Consider the following 22,337-nt stretch of genomic DNA (forward strand, 5'->3'; position numbering starts at 1 on the left):
TCACTCGGTGGGGGGTGTACGGCGGGGCATCTGTCGGCCTCGCATGGTCCGCTGGACCCGTGCAGCTGTTGCCCGAGCCCGTGCGCCGTTTCGCCGCGTGGTGTGCGGTGCTGCTGCTGGCCGCCGGGGTGGGGTACGTCGGTGTCCGGCTCTGCTCGGAGTTCCGCACCGCGGTGACCCCGGTCCTCCTCGCCCTGCTCGGTACCGCGCTGCTCGGCCCGCTGTACCGGCGGCTCGTCCAGGTCGGCGTGCACCGCTCCCTCGCCGCCGGACTCACCTGCGTCGCCGTCGCCGCCGTCGTCGGCGGTGCCGTCTACATCGTCGTCGCCGCGCTCGTCGACACCGGCGACGAGATCATCTCCTCGCTCAAGGACGCGGCGAAGTCGCTGGCCCGGCACTTCGGGGCCGCCGGGGCCTCCCTCGGCGACCTGGCAGGCAACGCGAAGGAACTGCTCGCCAAGTTCGGCGGGACCGCCGCCTCCAACGTCATCAGCGGGGTGAGCGTGGTGGGAGAGGGCCTCGCCATGGCCGTCCTCGCGCTGCTGCTCGTCTTCTTCTTCCTGCGCGACTCGGACCGGGTCGTCGGCACCATCCGGGCCGTCGCGCCCGGCTCCAGCGCCGACATGGTCGAGGCCATGGCCCGCCGTGCCTTCGAGGGCATCGAGGGGTTCATGCGCGGCACCACCGTCATCGCGTTCATCGACGCCGTCTGCATCACCGTAGGCCTGCTGGTCCTCCGCGTACCGGGGGCCGTCGGACTCGGCGCGCTCGTCCTGGTCGGCGCCTACATCCCCTACCTCGGCGCCTTCATCTCCGGTGCCGTCGCCGTCCTGGTCGCACTCGCCGACCGCGGCTTCGTCATCGCGCTGTGGGCGCTGGGCGTCGTGCTCGCCGTGCAGGTGCTGGAGGGGCACGTACTCCAGCCCATGATCCAGAGCCGCACCATGCAGATGCACCCGGCCGTGGTGATGCTGGCCATCACGGGCGGCGCCTCCGTCGCCGGGATCCTGGGCATGCTGCTGGCCGTACCGCTCACCGCGGCCGCCTTCGGGGTCGTACACGAGCTGCGCGCCCGCTACGACACCGGCGAGGCGCCACCGGCCGACGCCACCGGCTAGGACTTGTCGGCCTCGTACAGCTCGAACCAGATGCTCTTGCCCTGCCCGCGCGGATCGACGCCCCAGGCGTCCGCCAGGACCTCGATCAGGACCAGGCCGCGGCCGGAGGACGCCAGTTCGCCGGGGCGGCGCTTGTGCGGGAGGTCGTCGCCGGCGTCCGTGACCTCCACCCGCAGGCGGCGTTCGGGGACCTGGCCGGAGACCTCGGCGACCAGCAGCGCGTCCGCGTCGGTGTGGACGAGGACGTTCGTGAGCATCTCGGAGACCAGCAGGACCGCCGAGTCGACCTGGTCGGGCGGCCCCCAGTCGTGCAGCAGCTCGCGCAGGTGCTGGCGGGCCTCGGAGATCCGCTCGGGTTCGTCCTGGGCCACCGACATCAGGGTGCGGCGGATCCGTGGCCGTACGGCCGGCGGCTCGTCGCTGCGGCCGCCGGCCGGCCGGGACAGCAGCAGCACCGCTATGTCGTCCTCGCGGCGGTCGGCCAGCGGCCCGGTGGTGTGGTGGGAGGAGGGGCCGTGTACGGCCTGGACGAGGCCGTCGGCCAGTTTCTCCAGGTCGCCGTCGCCGTGCTCCTCCATGATCGCCCGGATCCGCTGCCAGCCGCTCTCGATGTCGTGGCCGCCGGTCTCGATCAGACCGTCGGTGCAGATCATCATGGTCTCGCCGGGTTCGAGGGCGAACCGCGTCGTCGGATAGTCGGCGTCCGGGTCGATGCCGAGCGGCAGCCCGCCCGCCGTCGGCCGCCGCAGCACCGTGCCGTCGGCCATGCGGATCGTCGGGTCCAGATGTCCCGCCCGGGCGATCTCCAGCACCCCGGTCGCCGGATCCGCCTCGACGTACAGGCAGGTCGCGAAGCGCAGGTCGGCGTCGTCCTCGTCGTAGGTGATCCCGTGCAGGAAACGGGAGGCCCGGGAGAGCACCGCGTCGGGACGGTGGCCCTCGGAGGCGTAGGCGCGCAGCGCGATCCGCAGCTGGCCCATCAGGCCCGCGGCCCGTACGTCATGGCCCTGGACGTCGCCGATGACCAGGGCGTGCCGGCCGGACGGCAGCGGGATCATGTCGTACCAGTCGCCGCCCACCTGGAGCCCGCCGCCGGTCGGTATGTAGCGGGCGGCCGTGTCCATGCCGGGTATCTCGGGGCCCAGCGTCGGCAGCATGGAGCGCTGGAGGCCGTCCGTCAGCTCCCGCTCCGAGTCGGCGATCCCGGCCCGGGACAGGGCCTGCGCCAGCATCCGGGCCACCGTGGTGAGCACGGACCGCTCGTCCGGGGTGAACGACACCGGGTAGGTGAAGCCCGCCATCCAGGCGCCCATGGTCCGGCCGGCCACCGTCAGCGGCAGGAAGGCCCAGGACTGCCGGCCGAAGCGCTCGGCCAGCGGCCAGGTCACCGGGTAGCGGGACTTGTACTGGTCGGCGGAGGAGAGGTAGACGGCCCGGCCGGTCCGCGCCACCTCGGCCGCCGGGTAGTCGGTATCCAGCGGCATGCTGCTGAAGGGGCTGTCCTCGTCGATCTGCTGGCCGTGGTGGCCGATCATCATCAGCCGGTCGCCCTTGACCCCGAAGACGACCAGCCCGTCCGGGGAGAACCCCGGCATCGACAGGCCCGCGGCGACCCGCAGCACCTCCTCCGTGGACCGCGCCTCGGCCAGCGCCCGGCCCGCGTCCAGCAGGAACGCCTCCCGGGAGCGCCGCCAGTCACCGGTGACCGGATGCTGGACCGCGCTGCCGGGGGTCGGCTCCGTGACCTCCTGGAGGGTGCCGGTCACCCGGTACACGCGCTCCGCGGAGTCGTACACCGGCCGGAAACGGCTGCGCACGGTACGGATCAGCAGGCCGCGCTCGTCCATGACCCGCAGCCGTACCTCCGCGAGGGTGCCCTCGACCGCGGCCAGCCGGGTGATGCTGGTGTTCTCGTTCCAGTCCACGGGATGGAAACGGGACCGGACCAGGGCCTCCGAGAGGATGGACGGTTCGGCAGGCAGCCCGATCAGCCGGGCCGCCTCCGCGTCCGCGGTGACCAGCCCGGTGGCGGTGTCCCAGTGCCACAGCCCGGTCGCGAGGGCGGCGAGGACGTCCTCCACGGCGGGCAGGGGCTCGCCAGTTCGCATTGCCCTACTTTAGGAAGATGAGATCGCAGAGTGCCACTGTTTCAGGGCCGCATTAATGGTGGGGAGCCGATCTTTGGGTGCCCGGTACCCTTGATGGGTCCGGGCCCCGTGGCCCGTCCCGGTCGAGGAGAGCACCTCGGCAGAACCCGAAGAAGAGGAACACCCGACGATGCATCGGTACAGGTCCCACACCTGCGGCCAGCTCCGCGCCTCTGACGTCGGCACCGACGTCCGGCTGAGCGGCTGGCTGCACAATCGGCGCGACCTGGGCGGCATCCTCTTCATCGATCTGCGCGACCACTACGGCATCACGCAGCTCGTCGCCCGCCCCGGCACCCCGGCGTACGAGGCCCTGGACAAGCTCTCCAAGGAGTCCACGGTCCGCGTCGACGGCCGCGTTGTTTCACGTGGAACCGAGAACATCAACTCCGACCTGCCCACCGGCGAGGTCGAGGTCGAGGTCGTCGAGGTCGAGCTGCTCGGCGCGGCCGCCCCGCTGCCGTTCACGATCAACACCGAGGACGGGGTCAACGAGGAGCGGCGCCTGGAGTACCGCTTCCTGGACCTGCGCCGCGAGCGCATGCACCGCAACATCATGCTGCGTACGGCGGTCATCTCGGCCATCCGTCACAAGATGGTCGCGCTCGGCTTCAACGAGATGGCGACGCCGATCCTCACCGCCACCTCCCCCGAGGGCGCGCGTGACTTCGTCGTCCCCTCCCGCCTGAACCCGGGCAAGTTCTACGCCCTGCCGCAGGCCCCGCAGCAGTTCAAGCAGCTGCTGATGATCTCCGGCTTCGACCGCTACTTCCAGATCGCGCCCTGCTTCCGCGACGAGGACGCCCGCGCCGACCGCTCGCCCGGCGAGTTCTACCAGCTCGACGTCGAGATGAGCTTCGTGGAGCAGGAGGACGTCTTCCGCCCCATCGAGCAGCTGATGACCGAGCTCTTCGAGGAGTTCGGCAACGGCCGTCACGTGACGTCCCCCTTCCCGCGGATCCCGTTCCGCGAGGCGATGCTGAAGTACGGCTCCGACAAGCCGGACCTCCGGGCCCAGCTGGAGCTCGTCGACATCACCGACATCTTCGAGGGCTCGGAGTTCAAGGCCTTCGCCGGCAAGCACGTGCGCGCCCTGCCGGTGCCGGACGTTTCCGCGCAGCCCCGCAAGTTCTTCGACCAGCTCGGCGACTACGCGGTCTCGCAGGGCGCCAAGGGCCTGGCCTGGGTCCGCGTAGCCGAGGACGGCTCGCTGTCCGGCCCGATCGCCAAGTTCCTCACCGAGGAGAACGTCGCCGAGCTCACCAAGCGGCTCCAGCTGGCCGCCGGGCACGCCGTGTTCTTCGGCGCGGGTGAGTTCGACGAGGTCTCCAAGATCATGGGCGCGGTGCGGGTCGAGGCCGCCAAGCGTGCCGGGCACTTCGAGGAGGACGTCTTCCGGTTCTGCTGGATCGTCGACTTCCCGATGTTCGAGAAGGACGAGGACACCGGGAAGATCGACTTCTCGCACAACCCGTTCTCGATGCCCCAGGGCGGCATGGAGGCCCTGGAGACCCAGGACCCGCTGGACATCCTCGCCTGGCAGTACGACATCGTCTGCAACGGCACCGAGCTGTCCTCCGGTGCCATCCGGAACCACGAGCCCGACATCATGCTCAAGGCCTTCGGCATCGCGGGCTACGACGAGGAGACCGTCGAGCGCGAGTTCGCCGGCATGCTCCGCGCGTTCCGCTTCGGCGCCCCGCCGCACGGCGGCATCGCCCCCGGCGTCGACCGCATCGTGATGCTCCTCGCCGACGAGCCGAACATCCGCGAGACCATCGCCTTCCCGCTCAACGGCAACGCCCAGGACCTGATGATGGGCGCACCGACCGAGCTGGAGGAGACCCGCCTGCGCGAGCTGAACATCTCCATCCGGAAGCCGCAGCCGAAGTAAGGCACACAGGCACGCAGAAACAGCACAGCTGAAGGAAAGGCTCGAAACCGGCGTCGGTTTCGAGCCTTTCGCTTGCGCACCGCGCATTCACAGCTCGCTCCGATGTTCCCACAGGCTCCGCCTTGTCTACGGTCCCTGACCATGACAGACACCCACACCCCCACAGATGCTCAATCCCCTGAAGAGAGAAGGAAGTTGGCCCGTCGTACGGTCCTGGCGGCGGGCAGCGTGGCCGTGACCGCGGTAGGCGTCGGCAGCGCCTTCGCGGCGACCGACGGCACCAACGCCACGGCGACCGGCGCCAGAACCGAGGCCTCGCCCTCGGCCTCGGAGGGCGCCTGCTACACGCTCACCTCCGAACTGGTCGAGGGCCCCTACTACATCGACGCCGACAAGCTCCGCCAGGACGTCACCGAGGACCAGGCGGGCATCCCCCTGCACCTCACCCTCAAGGTGATCGACGCGGAGACCTGCAAGCCGCTCCGGAACGCGGCCGTGGACATCTGGCACTGCAACGCGTCGGGCGTCTACTCGGGATACGAGGAGTCGGGCAGCGGCGGCGGTGGCGGCGGCACCCCGCCGACCGGCACGCCCACCGACGCGCCGACCGGCACCCCCAGCGGACCCCCGCCCGGCGGTGGCGGCGGCCACCAGGAGCCGACCGACGACACCCGCTACCTGCGCGGCACCTGGCACACGGACCGGCACGGCCACGTCACCTTCAAGACCGTCTTCCCCGGCTGGTACCAGGGCCGGTGCGTCCACATCCACGTCAAGGTGCACGTGGACGGCGAGTGGACGGACGCCGGGTACGAGGGCGGCCACACCTGCCACACGGGCCAGCTGTTCTTCGACGAGAAGTCGGTCCTGCTGTCGGCCGAGGTGGAGCCGTACGCGAGCAACACCACCACCCGCACCACCCTCGACGGTGACAGCATCTACCCGGACAACGGGCACGAGGGCGGCCTGCTCTACCTGAAGTACGACCGCCACCACATCGCCCGCGGCGTCCGCGCCCATCTGACCCTGGGCGTCGAACCGGACGAGACGAGCAACGGCTGACGCCGACAGCCGTGAGGCCGGCGCCCGGGATCCAGGGAGAAGGGCCCCGGGCGCCTTCGGCGTGTTCGGAGTGCTCAGATCACCGAGAGCAGTCCGTTGCCGCCCAGCAGGGTGTCGGCCGGCTGTGTGAGGCCGACCCCGTGCGCGGTGATGACGCGGCTGCCGGAGGCCGTCGGCCGTGCGGAGCCGCCGGGGAAGACCCAGACGGCGCCGGTGGCGGCGTTCTCGTAGGCCGCACTGACGAACAGCTCCGGCCTGCCGTCGTTGTCGACGTCCCCGACCGAGACCGTCGTACCGAAGAAGTCGTCGGTCTCGGAGGCACCGGGGACGCCCGCCGTGTCCTGGGAGAAGGAGTACGAGCCGGTGCCGAGGGCGCCGCTGCGGCGGCCGGGGACCACGGTCACCTGACCCGCCCCGCTCTTGGCCAGGTTCTCGAACGGTGATCCGATCACGATGTCCGCGAGGCCGTCCCGGTTGAGGTCGGCCACCGCCAGGGACCCGCCGAAGTTGTCGCCCTTCTCGCTCGCGCCGGGAACACCGGCGGTGTTCTGCGTGATCTGCACGGGCGTCGTGGCCGTCGTGATGCCCGTGGCGGAGCCGTACCAGACGAGGACGCGGCCGCCCGTCGCGCCGTCCACGCCCGCCTTCTCCGGCTCGTCCGGATCACCGGCCACGAGGTCGGCGTATCCGTCGCCGTTGACGTCGCCGGAGGCCACGATCAGGCCGTTGCCCTTGAGCGCATCGCCGTAGGCGGGGTTCGTGTAGACCTCGCCGCCGCTCAGGTCGCTCAGCCGGTCCGTGGCCGAGGCCGGGTCGGGCACGCCGTCGCCGTCGAAATCGCCGAGCGCGACGGACATGGGGGACGCCGTGTCGGCGTTGTACACGACGGACCCGAAGGCGCCGCTCCGGGTGAACGGCCCGCTGAAGTACACGGATGCGTCCGACCCGGCGACCGCGACCCGCGTCTTCGCCCCGGCTCCGAGGCCGAGCGCGGCGATGTCCCTGCCGTAGTGCCACGGGGAGGACGACGGCGACGGCAGATCCGTTGCGCTCGTCAGCCCGCTCCTGCTGCCCCAGAGCACCGTCACCGCACCGGATTCGGTGCCCTTCGAGGTGTCCTCGTACGGTGATCCGACCACCAGGTCGGCGTAGCCGTCCCGGTTCAGGTCGGCCGTGGCGGTCGCGGCGCCGAAGGCGTCACCGGCCTCGCTGACGCCCGGCACACCGGCGGTGTTCTGGGTGATGGTCTTACGGCGGCTGGTCGACAGCCCCGAGGCGGAGCCGTACAGCACGACGACCGCGCCCGCGCCCTCCTTGCCGGACACGTTCGCGCCCGGCGCGGGCAGGACCGCGTCACGGTAGCCGTCGCCGTTGAAGTCGCCGGGCACGGCGCCGTGTACGGCGGTGGCCGGGACGGCCGGCAGCAGGACGCCGCCGACCAGAGACGCGGCCACGAACGCGGCCGCACCCCATCTGTGCATGAGTTACCCCCCTGGATTCTTCAACTGTCAGGTGTCGTACCGGCCGTCCCAGGGCTCGCTGAAGCCCAGGTGGTCCGGGTAGAGCTCGGCCCATCCCCCGTCGTCGTCCTCCTTCGCCACCAGCCCGAAGAACACGCCGTCGACGGTGAGCTGGAACGGGCGTATCGCGATGTCCGTGTACGTCCGCCGGGGCAGGCTGCGCAGCATGCCCGCCAGGTGCGCGCGGGCCCGCGCCAGCACCGACCCGGCGCCGTCCGGATCGAGCTGCTGCTCGGCCCAGCTGCCCGCGCACCAGATCTGCGAGTCGCGGTAGTGCCCCTCGGCGTCGAAGAGATGCAGCACCGAGTAGAGCCGCTTCTGCTCCTCCCAGCCCTCGTCGAGCCGGAACCCCTCGGGGAACGCGTAGGTGACCGACGCCAGGAACTGTCCGCCGGTGTAGTGACCGATGGCCTCGGTACGGCCGTGGGGCTCGTAGGCGATCGGGATGAGCTCAGGTGCCATGGCGAAACCATACGGATGTGTTGTGGACATGAGGTATTCGGGGGCGGGCCGGTACACCCCCCACCGGGCTGTCCGGCCGGGGAACGGCTGCCTGGGTCAACTTTCGCCGCCCGCCCCCGGGATGGGCACCATCCCGCAGAAACATTTACGGCAACCTTTTCGATCTCCACAACCACAGAGAGGTGAAGCCCGCTCCAGCGGGCGGTTTCCCGTACTTCGGAAATACCTAAGGACTCCTCCGTGGCCTCCTCCTCTCACCGTCGGTCTCTCCGTAAGCGCCGTGCCCTCGTCGTCTCCGCCGCCGTCGTGGCCGCCGGGGTCGGTGCCGGTGCGCTCGTGCTGAGCGCGAACGCCACGTCGGCCGTCGACCTGTACCACCAGACGCTCGCCGCCAAGGACGGCTGGGCGTCGTCCGGTTCCGGTACCACCGGTGGTGCGAAGGCCGACGCCGCGCACACCTTCACCGTCGCCACCCGCGCCCAGCTGGTGAAGGCGCTGGGCTCGGCGAGCGACACCACCCCACGCATCATCAAGGTCAAGGGCACCATCGACGCCAACACCGACGGCAGTGGCAAGAAGCTGACCTGCGCGGACTACGCGGCCGGCACGGGGTACTCGCTGAGCGCCTACCTGAAGGCGTTCGACCCGTCGACGTACGGCCGCTCCAAGCTGCCCTCCGGCACCCAGGAGACCGCGCGGGCCGCCGCGCAGAAGAAGCAGGCCGCGAACATCGTCTTCAAGGTGCCGGCCAACACCACGATCGTCGGCGTCCCCGGCACCAAGGCCGGCATCACCGGCGGGATGCTCCAGATCCAGAAGGTCGACAACGTCGTCGTCCGCAACCTGACGTTCTCCGACACCGAGGACTGCTTCCCGCAGTGGGACCCGACCGACGGCGACGACGGCAACTGGAACTCCGAGTACGACGCGGTGACGCTGCGCGGCGCCACGCACGTCTGGGCCGACCACAACACGTTCACCGACGCCGGGCACTTCGACAGCACCAACCCGAAGTACTACGGCCGTGAGCACCAGGTCCACGACGGCGAACTCGACATCACCAAGAGCTCGGACCTGGTGACCGTCGAGCACAACCAGTTCACCAGCCACGACAAGACGATGCTGATCGGCAGCAGCGACAGCGAGCCGGGCGGCAAGCTGCGCGTCACCCTCCACCACAACATCTGGAAGGGCATCGTCCAGCGCGCCCCGCTCACCCGCGTCGGACAGGTGCACCTCTACAACAACGTCTACGACGTCACGCCCCTCAACGGCTACGCGCTGCAGTACAGCATCAACTCCCGCGCCAAGGCCCAGGTCGTGGCCCAGAACAACTACTGGACCGTGCCGAGCTCCCTCAAGGTCTCCAAGCTCCTCAGCGGCGACGGCACCGGCTCGATCGCGGGCAGCGGCAACCTCGTCAACGGCACGACGACCGACCTCGTCGCCGCCTACAACAGCGCGAACTCCAAGAAGATCAAGACGACGGTCAACTGGACGCCGACCCTGACGGCGGGCCTGGAGAGCAGCGCGAAGAACCTGCCGGCGGAGCTGGCGAAGACGGCGGGGGCGGGTGTGCTGACCGCGAGCTGAGGGGTTTTCCGCGTCGGCTGTCACACAGTCGGGGGCGCACGCGTCAGAGAGGTGTCCGGCACTCGAACGGTCCTGATCGGAGCCTCTCATGCGTATCGCCCACGACGTCGTCACCGTGCTCGCGGCCCTGCTGGCCGGGTTCTCCGCAACCGTGCTGCTGATGCGGGCCGACTGGATCGTCAAGGCGCTGACCGACTACCGGGTGCCGCCGGCCTGGTGGACCCCGCTCGGGCTGGCCAAGGCCGCCGGTGCGGTCGGCCTGGTGGCCGGGCTGTTCGTGCCGGTGGTCGGGGTGCTGGCGGCGGTGGGCCTGCTGCTCTACTTCACCGGGGCCGCGATCACGGTGGCCCGGGCGAAGTGGTACTCGCACATTCCGTTCCCGCTGGTCTACGCCGCGCCGGTGGCCGGGGCGCTGGTGCTGGGCCTGGTGAGCTGACGGCCGGGGGAGCTCAGCTCTGAGGGGCTCAGCTCTGAGGGGCTCAGCTCTGGGGGGTGCTGGGCTTCGTGCGGCGGACGCGGCGGCGCAGGGCCGGGCCCAGGCGGACCATGAGGCGCTTGTCGATGCCGGTGACCTGGCGTTCCACCGCGGACAGCCGCTTGGTGGCGGCGGTCAGTTCCTTGCGGAGGGCGTCGAGCCGGCGGTCCGTCTCGGTCGCGCGCTTCTCGGCGGTGGTCAGCCGGTCGCGCAGCTCCCTGTTCTCCCTGGCGTGCCGGGCCGTCCTGGCGTCGGCCGCGGTGATCCGCTCGCGGAGCCGGCTGATCCGGTACCGCAGCTGGCCGTCGTCGCCGCCGTCCCAGACCGGCATCGACGCGGGCAGGTCGAGGGCGGCCAGCCGGGCGTCGAAGGCGGCACCGCCGTCGCCGTGGGTGTAGGTGTTCGGGAGGTCGTTGCGGTCGAGGAAGGCGATCATGCGCTCGAAGCGCTCGCCGTGTCCCTTGACCATGGCGGAGAAGTCGGCGTCCTGGTAGAGGTCACGCGGATCGGTGGCGGCGTCCAGCTCGGTGAGCGAGCGGTGCGGGATGTCGAAGTAGCGGCAGAGTTCGAGGGTGCGCGAGTCGTGGGTGAGGACGACGCTCGGGGTGCCGGCCAGCAGGGCGGCGACATTGCCGTGGATACGGGTGCCGTAGGCGAAGTCGAAGCCGCGCAGCTCGTCGATCCAGGTGGCCGGGTCCAGCGGCATGCGGACCTTGTTCTCCTGGAGCAGGGCGTGGCTCAGCTGGAGCGGGAAGGGGTCCGTGTGCCCGGACTCCGGCGAGGTGTCGCCCCACATCAGCAGTTCCGCGTCGGCGGTGTTCTGCGCGTAGTAGGTGAGGTGGGCATAGCGCTCCCAGGCGTGCCGGGCGATGCCCGCTATGTCGCCGACGGGTATCGCGTCCGGGGACAGGTTGAGGGCGATGCGCGAGTCGGCGCTCAGCTCCGTGGCCCGGATCTCCGGGAAGGTGTCGCCGTAGAGGAACATCGACGGGCAGCCGATGATGTCGACGTCGTGGAAGCCGAGGCTCTTGAGGTAGTTCGAGGTCAGCTCGCCGCGTACGCCGATGGAGGCGGAGCGGTCCAGGACCGCGCGGGCGAAGCGGCCGACCGAGTCCGCCATGGGGTCCAGCCACGCGGTGTCGTAGTCCGCGGGGGCCTGGGCGCCGACGCCGAACACCACGACCGGGATGGTGAGCTGCTCGATGAGCGTCGAGAGCCGGTCCAGGGAGGCCTGGAAGGCCGGGCGGAAGGCGTTGGCGAGCGGGACGACGAAGACGTCGTACTGCTCGTTGATCTCCGCGGCACGGCCGGCCGAGGGGTCGGTGCGGATGCCGTTGGACGTCACCTCGGTGTCCGGGGTGGTCAGCATCTTGTGCGCCGAGTCGCTGAAGAGAAGGTTCCCGGTGTTGGTCCCGATCAGATCCTGGTGGATGAACTCCGCCGGAGTGGCGACACGGAAGGGGCTCTTTCCGGAGCGGATCAGGATGCGTTTCACGAACGGCACACTATCCCGCAGGTAAATGCGAGGTGAAGAAGAAGTAAGAGACTAATCGGTCTCTTACCTGAGATTTATCCCACCCACCCACCCACGCACGCCGGAGGCCCGGTGGGAGGGAGACCTCCCACCGGGCCTCCGGTGGTGTGTGCGGGCGTACGACGTCGGGCGTCAGGCGTCCGTGCCGCCGAAGCGCTCCTTGTACGTCTCCAGGTCCTCGTCCGTGAGCTTCGCGAACAGGACCGGGGGCACGGTGAAGGGGGTGCCGGCCGGGACGGAGGCCAGCGCCTTCGCCTCTTCGGCGGCGACCCAGGCCGCGGTGTCGCCGGTGAGGGCGAACGCCTCGCGCATCGTCTTCGCCGTCGCCGGGATGAAGGGCTCCGAGACCACCGCGTAGAGGTGGATCAGGTTCATCGCCGTGCGCAGGGTGAGAGCGGCGCCGTCCTTGTCCGTCTTGATCTCCAGCCAGGGGGCCTTCTCCTCCAGGTAGGAGTTGCCGGCCGACCACAGGGCGCGCAGGGCCGCGGCGGCCTTGCGGAACTGGAGGGACTCCATGTGGGACTCGTACTCGGCGAGGAGCGCGGCGATCTCCTCGCCGAGCCTCGCCTCCGCCTCGCCGGGCTCGCCGCCGGCCGGGACCTCCTCGCCGAAGCGCTTCTTCGAGAAGGACAGGACGCGGTTGACGAAGTTGCCGAGGGTGTCGGCCAGGTCCTTGTTCACCGTCGCCGTGAAGTGCTCCCAGGTGAAGGACGAGTCGTCCGACTCGGGGGCGTTGGCGATGAGGAAGTAGCGCCAGTAGTCGGCGGGCAGGATGTCGAGGGCCTGGTCGGTGAAGACGCCGCGCTTCTGCGAGGTGGAGAACTTGCCGCCGTAGTACGTCAGCCAGTTGAAGGCCTTGACGTAGTCGACCTTCTTCCACGGTTCGCGGACACCGAGCTCGGTGGCGGGGAACATCACCGTGTGGAAGGGGACGTTGTCCTTCGCCATGAACTCCGTGTAGCGGACGGTGGTGTCCACGTCGTACCACCAGGACTTCCAGTCCCGGTTCTCCGGGTCCTGGTCCGACCACTCCTTCGTCGCGCCGATGTACTCGATCGGGGCGTCGAACCAGACGTAGAAGACCTTGCCCTCGGCGGCCAGCTCCGGCCAGGTGTCGGCCGGGACGGGCACGCCCCAGTCCAGGTCACGGGTGATCGCACGGTCGTGCAGGCCCTCGGTCAGCCACTTGCGGGCGATCGAGGAGGCCAGCTGCGGCCAGTCGTCCTCGTGGCGGGAGACCCACTCCTCGACCTCGTGCTGGAGCTTGGACTGGAGGAGGAAGAGGTGCTTGGTCTCGCGGATCTCCAGGTCCGTGGAGCCGGAGATCGCCGACCGCGGGTTGATCAGGTCGGTCGGGTCCAGGACGCGGGTGCAGTTCTCGCACTGGTCGCCGCGGGCCTTGTCGTAGCCGCAGTGCGGGCAGGTGCCCTCGACATAGCGGTCCGGGAGGAAACGGCCGTCGACCGGGGAGTACACCTGGCGGATCGCCCGCTCCTCGATGAAGCCGTTCTCGTTCAGCCGGCGGGCGAAGTGCTGGGTGATCTCGCGGTTCTCGGTGCTGGAGCTGCGGCCGAAGTAGTCGAACGCGAGCGCGAAGCCGTCGTAGACCGCTTTCTGGGCGTCGTGCGCCTGGGCGCAGAACACGTCGACCGGGAGGCCCTGCTCCTTCGCCGCGAGCTCGGCGGGGGTGCCGTGCTCGTCCGTCGCGCAGATGTAGAGGACGTCGTGGCCGCGCTGGCGGAGGTAGCGGGAGTACACGTCCGCCGGGAGCATGGACCCCACCATGTTGCCCAGGTGCTTGATCCCGTTGATGTACGGAAGGGCGCTGGTGATGAGGTGTCGAGCCATCGGGGGCTGCTCCCAGGTCGGTCTGTTGCTGCTATTGCGAACCTTGAAATCGTAGCCGACATGTGTATGCCGCCCGCTTCCCGTTTTACGGGGTGAGAAGCGGGCGGCATACGGGGGAGTTCTACGGGCGCCAGTCGATCAGGAGGCCGTCGTAGAGCTCGGCGTCCGTGAGCTCCAGGGGGGAGGGGCCCGCGTGGAAGAAGGCCGCGTTGTCGGTCTTCAGCTTGCGGAGGTAGTCGAAGGCCTTGTTCTCGTGCTCGCCGAACGCGACGAAGGAGAAGAAGACGGTGGGGTGGGACCTCGCGGCGTCCGTGAGGGACTGGGTGGCGGGGGTCTTCGCGTCCGGGGCGCCGTCGGTCTGGAAGACGACGAGGGCGGGGGCGGCCGGGGTGGCGTCCTTGTCGTGGTGCTTGTCGTAGTGCGCGAGTACGGCTTCGACGGCGGCGTGGTAGCTGGTACGGCCCATGCGGCCGAGGCCGGCGTGCGCCTCGTCGATCGCGTTCTCGGGGGAGGCGGGGGTGAGGTCGGTGGTGCCGTCGACCTCGGTGGAGAAGAAGACGACGTGGACGGAGGGGGTCTCGCCGTCCGGAGTGAGGCGGGTGGCGAGGGCGAGGGTCTGGTCGGCGAGGGCCGCGGCGGAGCCGTCCTTGTAGTACGGGCGCATGCTCGCGGAGCGGTCGAGGACGAGGTAGGTGGCGGCGTGGGTGCCGGTGAGGCCGGCCTTGGCGAGCGCGGCCTCGGCTTCGCCGTCGCCTTCGACCGGGGCCGGGGCCGGGGCCGGGGTGTTCCCACCCGCACCACGCGTGACGGGTTCGTCGTCGGGCGCGGGTGGCCCCTGCGGGGCGGATCCGCCGTCGGCGGCCGCGGCGGGTTCCGGCGCGGCGGTCTCGGCTGCCGCCGCGACCGGTTCGGGAGCGGTCGCGGGAGCGGTGTCGGGGGTGATGTCCGCGGTGGTGTCGGGGGTGATGTCCGGGGTGGGTTCCGCGACGGTTTCTGCTACCGGCTCGGGGGCGGACTGGGGCTCGGCGGCCGCTGCGGCCGGTTCGGCCACTTCGGCCTCCGGCTCCGAGGGCGCCTCCTCGGTCACCTCTGCTGCCGCTTCGGCTTCGGCTTCCGCCACCGGCTCGGCCGTCACCTCCGCCTCGACATCGGCCACCGGCTCCACCGTCGGCTCGGCCTCGGTCTCGGGCGTCACCTCGGCGACCGGCTCCGGCTCGGCTTCGGCGTCCAGCTTGGCGACCGGCTCCGGCTCGGGCGTCACCTCAGCCTCGGCCGTAGGCTCAGCCTCAGCTACCGGTTCGGGCGCGGGCTCGGCCGCGACATCGGCGACCGGCTCGGCGACCGGCTCCGCGGTCACTTCAGCCACCGGCTCGACCTCGGCCTCCGGCTCCGGGGCCGCCTCCTCGGTCACCTCTGCTGCCGGCTCCGGCTCGGCTTCCGCCACCGGCTCGGCCGTCACCTTCGCCTCGACCTCAGCTTCAGCCTCGGTCTCGGGCGTCACCTCGGCGACCGGCTCCGGCTCGGCTTCGTCGGCGTCCGACTTCGCGACCGGCTCCGTCTCGGGCGTCACCTCGACCTCGACCTCGGCCGTCGGCTCGGCCTCAGCCACCACGTCGGCCTCAGTCTCAGCCGTCGGCTCTGTCTCAGGCGCAGCCCCCGTCGTGTCGACCTCCACCTCCGGCTCGATCAGGCGGGTCGCCTGCTTCGGGACCGTTACCTGGTCGAAAGCCGCTGAGACCAGTTCGTGTTCGTCGGTCGTTGCCGGGCGGGGCTCCGGGACCGCGGCCGGGGTTTCCGGTTCCGTGGCTTTCTGCGGAGGCGCCGGGGTCGGCGTGGACTGCGAGGGGAGCTGGTCTGCACCCTCTGCCTCGGCAGGGCGCGACTTTCGCGACCTGCCGAATGCGTTCCGCAGGAGAGTGAGAATGCCCATGTGCGCAACCCTTCGCGTGAGTTGATACCCGTCAATCGCTGGCCAGGACGGACACGTAAGGTTAGCGGCCCCAGGTTGCGATCTTGGGGAGGGTCGATGACTCCTGTCGGGCGTACCGCGGTCGAGTCCCAGCCTGTCCTCAAGTTCCCCTCGGCTGCGTTCAGTTCGGTTGCCGTTCGTTCGGCGGCCGTTCGGGCGCGCGACCGCGCCCCCGTCGTCGAGCCCACGCCAAGGGTTCGTAATGGGATAGTGATGTGCGCGCGGGTGCGCCATCGGGGTGTGGCCGGCCGGGAGCGTCAGTGCGGGGAGGCGATCGCCCTCGCCGCCGCCACCTCCTGGCGCAGTGGCTCCAGGACGCTGTCCGGGGGGCCCGTGAGGTCCGTGCGGACCGCGACGAGGGTCTCCGAGCGGCGGACGCCCTCCGCCAGCTCGCGCAGTTGCAGGGCCACCTGCGCGACCTCGGCCCGGGCCGGGGGCGGCGCTCCGTGGCGTACCCGGACCCGGGCCGCCGTCGTCGCGTCGACGATGCGTTCCACGGCGACGACCAGGGGCCACCAGGCGGCCGCCCGGCGGCCGGTGGGCGGCGGCTCGGTCAGGGCGCGCTGGAACTCGGTGCGGATGACGGACAGGTCGCGGTAGAGGCGGCGGCGCATCCGGGCGCGGGCGGCGGGGTTCGCGCCCGGATCGAAGGCCAGCTCGACATAGGCCGCCGTGTCCGCCACCGCGTCGGCCAGGCGGTCGCCGACCCGGGTGCGCCAGCTCTCCGGCCAGAGCAGGTAGCCGGCGATCAGCGCGATCGCGCAGCCCATCAGGGAGTCGAGGAGGCGGGGCAGGAGCAGGGCCGTGCCCTGGTGGTTCAGCACGTCGGAGAGGAGCAGGATCACCGGGGTGACGGCGGCGGTCTGGAAGCCGTAGCCCCGGGGGGTCAGGGCCGGGACCAGCGGGGCCAGGATCATCATCACCGGCACGTCCCACCAGCCGCGCGGCACCACGGTGAGGACCGTCGCCGCCACCACCAGGCCCGCCACCGTGCCGACCGCGCGCAGCAGCGCCCGGGAGAACACCGAGCCGAAGTCGGGCTTGAGGACGAAGGTGATGGTGAGGGCGACCCAGTAGGAGCGCGGGACCGGGACGAGGGAGACCAGGGCCTGCGCGATACCGATGCACAGGGCGAGCCGGATGCCGTAGCGCCAGGAGTTGGCGGAGAGGACCACGTTGCGGGCGGCGCGGGCGGTGCGGATGCCGAGGGCGGCGGGGCGGCCCAGGCGGTCGTCGATGCCGCGCGGGTCCACGTCGGGGGTGGTGGCGACCTCGGCCACGTGCCGCAGGGCGTGGTCGACGGCGCGGCCGGTCTCGTTGACCGGCGTGGGCAGGTCAAGCCCTATCGGGCCGGTGTAGCCGGTCTCGATGGCGTCGGCGATGTGCAGGACTGCCGCCGGGACCTCGGGCGGCAGCGGCTTTCCGGCGAGCCGGGCCAGCCGGACGGCGGGGGCGGCCTCCACCACCGGGGTGATCGCGTTCAACTGGGCGAGCATGCGGGTGAGTTCGCTGCTGCGACCGCGGTACCGGGCGCGCCGGGCCAGGATCAGGTCGTACGACTGGTTCAGCGACTGGGTGACGGTGTGCCGGGCGCGGTCGTACGCCTCGCTGTCGTCGGAGTCGCTGACGGACAGCAGGTCGGCGACCGTGCGGTAGGCGGCGGCGACCGCGGAGCGTTCCGGTACGCCCGAGCGCAGCGGCCAGGCCAGCAGGGCGAGGAGGAGGACCAGCAGGCCGCCGCCGGTCATCAGCACCGGGGTGAGCCACCAGGCGCCGGGCAGCGGGAGGCCCGCGCCGATCACGGAGTTGAGCAGGAGGAGCAGGCCGGATACGGAGGACACCGCGCCGATCGTCGAGATCATTCCGGAGAGCAGGGCGATGCCGGTGATGACGGCGACCGTCAGCCAGCCCTGCCCGTAGACCAGGGAGCCGACGGTGACGCCGACGGCGCCGAAGAGCTGTGGGACCGCGATGTTGAGGATCCGCATCCGGTAGGCGTCGGCGGTGTCGCCGATGACCCCGGACAGGGCGCCCATCGAGGCGAGCGCCCCGTAGGCGGGCTGTCCCACCGCCAGCCCGACGGCGAGCGGGAGGGCCATGCCGAGCGCGGCGCGGGCGAGGGCGGCCCAGTTGAGGGGGGCTGCCTGCTGCGGCCGGAGGTTCCTTACCAGCCAGTCGGGAGGGGTGAGGCCGATGGGGAACTCGCGGGACATGCGCCCATTATCAGGGGCTGTGCCGGTGGAGGGTGATGTCCACGACGAGGGCGCGGTGGTCGGTGTGGGGCAGGTGGCGGAAACGGGCGCCGCTCTCCGGGAAGCCCCGGGAGACACGTCCGCCGCTGCCGGGCGCACCGCATCGGGGGCTGCCGCCCCCGGACCCCCGCTTCGGCCTGAACGGCCTCGTCCTCAAACGCCGGACGGGCTGGAGAGTGGGGGTGCGGACCGGCTTTCGGGTTCGGGTGCCGGGTGGGCTGGTGTGTTACTTGTCCGAGACTCCGAGACTCCGAGACTCCGAGACTCCGAGACTCCGAGATTAGGATTCTTCGTCCACCCGTGTCAGGAACTCCTCCAACGCCCGGTTGAACTCATCCGGTCGTTCCAGGTTCGGCATGTGGGATGTCCGGTCGATGATGCGGAGGGTGGCGTCGGGGAGCAGGGCGTGCATGGACTGGGCGTCGGAGACCGGGGTGTATTCGTCGTCCGCGCCCACCACGACCAGGGTCGGGACCGTGACCTTCGTCAGCAGCGGGCGGTAGTCGGGGCGTTCGGCGCGGCCGCGCAGCGCTGCTGCCGCGCCCTCGGGGTTCGTGGCCGTCATCATGCGGTGGACGTGGGCTTTCACGTCGGGGTGGGTGTGCGGGGCGACCATCTTCTCCAGGACCTCGTCGGCGTAGCCGCGCATGCCCTCGCGGAGCAGTCGGTCGGCCATGGCGTTCCGGGTCCGTCTGCCCTCCGGGGTCTCCGGGTCGGGGAAGGTGTCCGCCAGGACCAGGCCCCGGACGCGTTCGGGGCCGAGGCGGTCGTAGCACTCCATCGCGATCTGGCCGCCCATGGAGAGGCTGGCGAGGACGCAGGTCGCCACGCCCAGCACGTCGAGGAGTTCCTCGATGTCCGCCGCGAACCGGGAGAGCGGGGTGATGCCGGGGGTGACCGGGGAGGCGCCGTAGCCGCGCAGGTCGGGGGCGACGACCCGGCGGGTGGGGGCGAAGGCCGTGCGCTGGGGGTGCCACATCGTGCGGTCGAAGGGGTGGCCGTGGATGAGGAGGAGAGGGGTTCGTGTGGTGCGTGGGTGATTTTCGTCGTATGTGAGGAAGGGGGGCATGTTGTCGAGCCTAGGGATCTCCCGTTTCTCGGTGCAATAAAATCTTTGCTCTCGGTGCAATACGGCATGGGGGGAACAATGGACGACTTCCGGGGGATCGCCGACCGGATCGCGTTGGACATCGCGCGGGGGCGGCTGCGGGCCGGGCAGCGGCTGCCGCCGCAGCGGGCGTTCGCGCGGCGGCACGGGATCGCCGCCTCGACCGCGGGGCGGGTGTACGCCGAACTCGTGCGGCGGGGACTGGTGGTGGGCGAGGTCGGGCGGGGTACGTTCGTGCGGGCCGCGCAGGCGGCGCCGGAGGGGCGGGCGCTGGTCGAGGACGGTGCCGCCCGGGTCAATCTGGAGCTCAACTACCCGTCCGTGCCAGGGCAGTCGGAGCTGCTGGCCCCGGCCCTCGCTCCCCTGCTGCGGCCCGACGCACTCACCGACGCCCTGCGGCCGGCCGCCGCCGACGGCACCCCGCACGCCAGGGAGGCCGCCGCCGACCTGCTCGCCACCGGCGACTGGCGGCCCGACCCCGGCCGCATCCTCTTCACCGGCAACGCCCGGCAGGCCATCGCCGCCACCCTGGGGTCCCTGGTACGGCCGGGCGGCCGGATCGGGGTCGAGCCGTTGACGTATCCGCTGGTCAAGGAGATCGCCGGGCGGCTCGGCGGCATGCTCGTGCCGGTGCGGACGGATGCGGAGGGGCCGGTCGTCGCATCCGTTCTCGCCGTGCACCGGGCCGCGCCGCTCTCCGCGCTCTACCTCCAGCCGACCCTGCACAACCCGACGTCGGTGACCGTCACGACCGAGCGTCGGCTCCAACTGGCGCGCGCGGTGAGCGACTTGGGGCTGCCCGTCGTGGAGGACCGGATCTGGTCGTTTCTGCACCGCGGCCCCGAACCGCCGCTCGCCGCCCTCGCGCCCCGGCTCGTGCATCTCGTGGACGGGCTCTCCAAGCGGGTCGCGCCCGGTCTCACCGCCGGGTTCGCCGTCGTACCGGAGGACCGGGTGGCGGCGGTGGCGGCCGCCGTGCGGTCCGGGGGGTGGAGTGCGGGGGCGTTCGCGCTGGAGGCGGCCGTGCGGTGGATCGGGGACGGGACCGTGGCGCGGTTGGTGGCGGCCAAGCGGGAGCAGGCCGTGCGGCGGCAGGGGCTCGTGCGTGAGGTGCTCGACGGGTTCGCCGTACGGGGCGATCCGTCAGGTTATTTCGCCTGGTGGGAGCTGCCCGAGCCGTGGCGGGCGGACGGTTTCACGGCGGCCGCGGCCGCCCGCGGGATCGCGGTCACGCCCGGTACCGCCTTCCGCGTCGACCCGAAGCGGACGCCGGACGCGGTACGGCTCGGGCTCGCGTCGGCGGCGGAGCCGGAGCTGGTGGGGGCGCTGCGGACGCTGGCCGACCTTGCGGCGCGCGGTCCGCGGCAGCCCCTCACGGAGGGTCAGTCCAGCAGGCCGTCGTAGTCCGGCAGCTTGTAGGTGGTGTCGGCGTAACCGCCGGTCAGGTCCGTCGTGTTGTTGCCGATGTTGGCGATGATGTCGTAGCCGTTCGCCTCGATCGCCTTGCGCTGCGAGGTCTTGAAGTCCGCGACGGACTCGGTGAGCAGCTGGGCGACGGTTCGCGCGTAGAGGCCGTCGACGGTGTAGCCGACCGACTTCAGGTTCGCCCTGGTCACCACGTTGTACAGGTCGCTGCGGGCGCTGACGAAGAACACGCTGATCCCCTTGGCGTGCGCGTCCTGGGCGAGGGCGAGCACCGGCGGGGTGGCGGGGATGGTGATGCCGCCCTCGAAGTAGGTCTCCAGCGAGGTGTTGTCGATGTCGAGGACGATCGCCTGCTTGGCGCCGGAGGTGTTGGCGGTCGCGCGGTTGTCGATGTAGGTCTGCGCGGGGCCGGTGACGGCGGCTACGTCGGACAGCCACTGGGCCTCGGTGACGGTCGCGTCGGCGGCCTGCGCGGGCAGGGTGGCGGCGAACGACAGGGCGAGGCCGGCCGTGAGGACGACAGCGGCTCGGCGCGCGGTGGGACGGTTCATCGGGTGGGGGCTCCTCAGCTCACGTCGGCCGCCGGTGTTCCGTACCGGTGGCCGTCGTTCCGCCACGGTGGTCGGCCGGGGCGCCCGCCGGGTGTCCCCTGGAGGAGCAGCCGGTTACGTGACTGGCATGTTCTGGTCAGAAGACTGTGAATCGGCCCTGAGGGACGTGGAATCGGCTGTGCCGGCGGCCGGTTGCCGTGCCTTGTCCGGTGTCTCCTGCGGCTTGGACCGGCGCAGGCGTCCGCCGGCCCAGGTCGCCGCGGCCACCGTCAGGCCGAGGGCCACGAGCAGCCAGGAGACCGTGCGGAGGGTGGACGTCAGGGCGTCGTAGACGGCGGCCGCGGCCGGGTGCGAGACGTCCGGCGGCAGGTCGGCCAGGGTGAGCCGGCGGCCGACCGAGAGGGCGAGGCCGAGCAGGGCGCCGCCGAGGGCCGTGCCCAGCGCGGTCGCCGTGACGGCGCGGCGCCGGCGGACGGCGAGGGCGATGCCGCCGGCCGCGAAGACGACGGCCGCGACGGGAAGCCAGAAGCCGGCGACTTCGAGCACGTGGAACCCCTTCCGGAGCCGGTCCAGTTCGGCGGCCGGAAGAACGGCGACCGCCGTGTGCTGGACCGGGATACGGGCCGCGAGCGGCACATGGTCCTGGGTGAGCTGGTCCTTGACCTGGGCGGTGACCGGGGCGAGGTCGACGGTCACGGGCTCCTCGCGCTCGTCCTGGAGCGCGCGCAGCACGGCGTCGTGGGTGGCCCGGTTGCCGGCGTCCCAGGCCAGCCGGAACGCCCGGGTCTGGGTGAAGGAGCGGACCGCCTCGCGCACGAACGGCGCCACCGTGCCCCGCATCGGCAGGCCGACGTCCACCTCGCGCATGATGCCGTCGCCGACGGTGTCCGCCACCGCGTCCCGGACGTCCGGGTCGTCGGCCAGCGGTGCCATCGTGCTGACGTACTGTCCGGTGTCCGCCAGCCCGTACGCCGCCCAGGCCGCGAGCGCGCCGAACGGCAGCAGCAGGCAGGCCAGCGCGATCAGCAGGGCCGACAGGGCGCCCCGAAGGTGTGAGGGCGGCGCGGGCCGGAGGGGCACGGGGGGCACGCTTCCAGGCAAGCCCCTGAGGGCCGGTCAGGCGAGCGGTGTGACTGCATTCGGGGGCATCTCGGAGCGCAGGTCAAGCCGAACGGCGCTACGACGGCCCCGGCCCGCCCGGAAATCCTTGGGGCGCCGGGCTCCGGTGGAGGGTTGACCCGAACGGGTGTTTCCTGGTCTGGGAACGGCACGACCGGAGCGGTTTCGCAGGTTTCGCAGGAACGTCGCCGGGCGCCCGCAGCGGCCCCGGCGACCGGTGAGGGGAAAAGGGGAACGCGTGGGCCCCGGCCGTGGGGGCC

General features: G+C 71.3%; 16 protein-coding genes. 6 read left to right on the top strand and 10 right to left on the bottom strand.

All coding sequences use genetic code 11. The annotated features are described in order from the left end of the window. The first annotated feature begins 59 nt into the window (after positions 1 to 59). Entirely contained in the window at positions 60 to 1,118 is a 1,059-nt protein-coding gene (locus ACFWPS_RS11680) for an AI-2E family transporter (protein ID WP_383703618.1), read from the top strand. On the opposite strand, the gene ACFWPS_RS11685 is transcribed toward ACFWPS_RS11680, so the two are convergent. Further along, positions 1,115 to 3,226: a SpoIIE family protein phosphatase gene (locus ACFWPS_RS11685; protein ID WP_383703620.1), complete on the bottom strand. Its 2,112-nt coding sequence runs from the start codon at positions 3,224 to 3,226 to the stop codon at positions 1,115 to 1,117. The two genes, ACFWPS_RS11680 and ACFWPS_RS11685, sit on opposite strands and share 4 nt — an antisense overlap. 169 nt (positions 3,227 to 3,395) lie before the next feature. On the opposite strand from ACFWPS_RS11685, the gene aspS reads away from it, so the two are divergent. Both aspS and ACFWPS_RS11695 read left to right on the top strand, forming a co-directional pair. Next, positions 3,396 to 5,159 carry an aspartate--tRNA ligase gene (gene aspS, locus ACFWPS_RS11690; protein ID WP_383703623.1) on the top strand — a complete coding sequence of 588 codons (1,764 nt, stop codon included), beginning with the start codon at positions 3,396 to 3,398 and terminating at the stop codon, positions 5,157 to 5,159. A gap of 141 nt (positions 5,160 to 5,300) precedes the next feature. Then, positions 5,301 to 6,221, top strand: a complete 921-nt coding sequence (locus ACFWPS_RS11695; RefSeq protein ID WP_383703625.1) for an intradiol ring-cleavage dioxygenase — start codon at positions 5,301 to 5,303, stop codon at positions 6,219 to 6,221. Positions 6,222 to 6,295: 74 nt separating this feature from the next. Here the strand turns inward: ACFWPS_RS11695 and ACFWPS_RS11700 are convergent, their stop codons facing one another. Further along, positions 6,296 to 7,702, bottom strand: a complete 1,407-nt coding sequence (locus ACFWPS_RS11700; protein ID WP_383703627.1) for a VCBS repeat-containing protein — start codon at positions 7,700 to 7,702, stop codon at positions 6,296 to 6,298. Positions 7,703 to 7,729: 27 nt separating this feature from the next. After that, positions 7,730 to 8,203 (bottom strand): hypothetical protein, encoded by a 474-nt coding sequence (locus tag ACFWPS_RS11705; RefSeq protein ID WP_383703629.1) that lies wholly within the window; start codon positions 8,201 to 8,203, stop codon positions 7,730 to 7,732. 240 nt (positions 8,204 to 8,443) lie between these two features. On the opposite strand from ACFWPS_RS11705, the gene ACFWPS_RS11710 reads away from it, so the two are divergent. Both ACFWPS_RS11710 and ACFWPS_RS11715 read left to right on the top strand, forming a co-directional pair. After that, a complete protein-coding gene (locus tag ACFWPS_RS11710) occupies positions 8,444 to 9,796 on the top strand; it encodes a polysaccharide lyase family 1 protein (protein WP_383703631.1) in 1,353 nt (450 codons plus the stop codon). An 88-nt stretch (positions 9,797 to 9,884) separates the two neighbouring features. Continuing rightward, entirely contained in the window at positions 9,885 to 10,232 is a 348-nt protein-coding gene (locus ACFWPS_RS11715; RefSeq protein WP_383703633.1) for a DoxX family protein, read from the top strand. Between the two features lie 43 nt (positions 10,233 to 10,275). Here ACFWPS_RS11715 and ACFWPS_RS11720 read toward each other — a convergent pair whose 3' ends face one another. From ACFWPS_RS11720 to ACFWPS_RS11740, 5 genes are all read right to left on the bottom strand, one after another. Continuing rightward, positions 10,276 to 11,766: a polysaccharide pyruvyl transferase family protein gene (locus ACFWPS_RS11720; RefSeq protein ID WP_383703635.1), complete on the bottom strand. Its 1,491-nt coding sequence runs from the start codon at positions 11,764 to 11,766 to the stop codon at positions 10,276 to 10,278. Positions 11,767 to 11,937: 171 nt separating this feature from the next. Then, positions 11,938 to 13,653, bottom strand: coding sequence for a methionine--tRNA ligase (gene metG, locus ACFWPS_RS11725; RefSeq protein ID WP_383703637.1), 1,716 nt, complete (start codon positions 13,651 to 13,653; stop codon positions 11,938 to 11,940). Positions 13,654 to 13,774: 121 nt separating this feature from the next. Continuing rightward, positions 13,775 to 15,583: a VWA domain-containing protein gene (locus ACFWPS_RS11730; protein ID WP_383703639.1), complete on the bottom strand. Its 1,809-nt coding sequence runs from the start codon at positions 15,581 to 15,583 to the stop codon at positions 13,775 to 13,777. Between the two features lie 296 nt (positions 15,584 to 15,879). Then, positions 15,880 to 17,835, bottom strand: coding sequence for an FUSC family protein (locus ACFWPS_RS11735; protein WP_383703641.1), 1,956 nt, complete (start codon positions 17,833 to 17,835; stop codon positions 15,880 to 15,882). A 319-nt stretch (positions 17,836 to 18,154) separates the two neighbouring features. Continuing rightward, a complete protein-coding gene (locus ACFWPS_RS11740) occupies positions 18,155 to 18,943 on the bottom strand; it encodes an alpha/beta fold hydrolase (protein WP_383703643.1) in 789 nt (262 codons plus the stop codon). 78 nt (positions 18,944 to 19,021) lie between these two features. Here ACFWPS_RS11740 and ACFWPS_RS11745 point away from each other — a divergent pair, with 78 nt between their 5' ends. Beyond that, a complete protein-coding gene (locus ACFWPS_RS11745) occupies positions 19,022 to 20,386 on the top strand; it encodes a PLP-dependent aminotransferase family protein (RefSeq protein WP_383703645.1) in 1,365 nt (454 codons plus the stop codon). Here ACFWPS_RS11745 and ACFWPS_RS11750 read toward each other — a convergent pair. After that, the gene (locus ACFWPS_RS11750; protein WP_383703647.1) at positions 20,365 to 20,958 is read right to left on the bottom strand and encodes an HAD family acid phosphatase; all 594 of its coding nucleotides are present in this window, start codon (positions 20,956 to 20,958) and stop codon (positions 20,365 to 20,367) included. The two genes, ACFWPS_RS11745 and ACFWPS_RS11750, sit on opposite strands and share 22 nt — an antisense overlap. A gap of 114 nt (positions 20,959 to 21,072) precedes the next feature. Then, the gene (locus ACFWPS_RS11755; RefSeq protein WP_383703649.1) at positions 21,073 to 22,038 is read right to left on the bottom strand and encodes a hypothetical protein; all 966 of its coding nucleotides are present in this window, start codon (positions 22,036 to 22,038) and stop codon (positions 21,073 to 21,075) included. Positions 22,039 to 22,337 lie beyond the last annotated feature (299 nt).

This window comes from Streptomyces sp. NPDC058457, from assembly GCF_042720695.1.
Taxonomy (GTDB): domain Bacteria; phylum Actinomycetota; class Actinomycetes; order Streptomycetales; family Streptomycetaceae; genus Streptomyces.

Coding starts and splice junctions, on each gene's coding strand:
- ACFWPS_RS11735 (WP_383703641.1), bottom strand. CDS start 17,835: ATGTCCCGCGAGTTCCCCATCGGCCTCACCCCTCCCGACTGGCTGGTA.
- ACFWPS_RS11715 (WP_383703633.1), top strand. CDS start 9,885: ATGCGTATCGCCCACGACGTCGTCACCGTGCTCGCGGCCCTGCTGGCC.
- metG (WP_383703637.1), bottom strand. CDS start 13,653: ATGGCTCGACACCTCATCACCAGCGCCCTTCCGTACATCAACGGGATC.
- ACFWPS_RS11740 (WP_383703643.1), bottom strand. CDS start 18,943: ATGCCCCCCTTCCTCACATACGACGAAAATCACCCACGCACCACACGA.
- aspS (WP_383703623.1), top strand. CDS start 3,396: ATGCATCGGTACAGGTCCCACACCTGCGGCCAGCTCCGCGCCTCTGAC.
- ACFWPS_RS11685 (WP_383703620.1), bottom strand. CDS start 3,226: ATGCGAACTGGCGAGCCCCTGCCCGCCGTGGAGGACGTCCTCGCCGCC.
- ACFWPS_RS11750 (WP_383703647.1), bottom strand. CDS start 20,958: ATGAACCGTCCCACCGCGCGCCGAGCCGCTGTCGTCCTCACGGCCGGC.
- ACFWPS_RS11730 (WP_383703639.1), bottom strand. CDS start 15,583: ATGGGCATTCTCACTCTCCTGCGGAACGCATTCGGCAGGTCGCGAAAG.
- ACFWPS_RS11705 (WP_383703629.1), bottom strand. CDS start 8,203: ATGGCACCTGAGCTCATCCCGATCGCCTACGAGCCCCACGGCCGTACC.
- ACFWPS_RS11745 (WP_383703645.1), top strand. CDS start 19,022: ATGGACGACTTCCGGGGGATCGCCGACCGGATCGCGTTGGACATCGCG.
- ACFWPS_RS11700 (WP_383703627.1), bottom strand. CDS start 7,702: ATGCACAGATGGGGTGCGGCCGCGTTCGTGGCCGCGTCTCTGGTCGGC.
- ACFWPS_RS11695 (WP_383703625.1), top strand. CDS start 5,301: ATGACAGACACCCACACCCCCACAGATGCTCAATCCCCTGAAGAGAGA.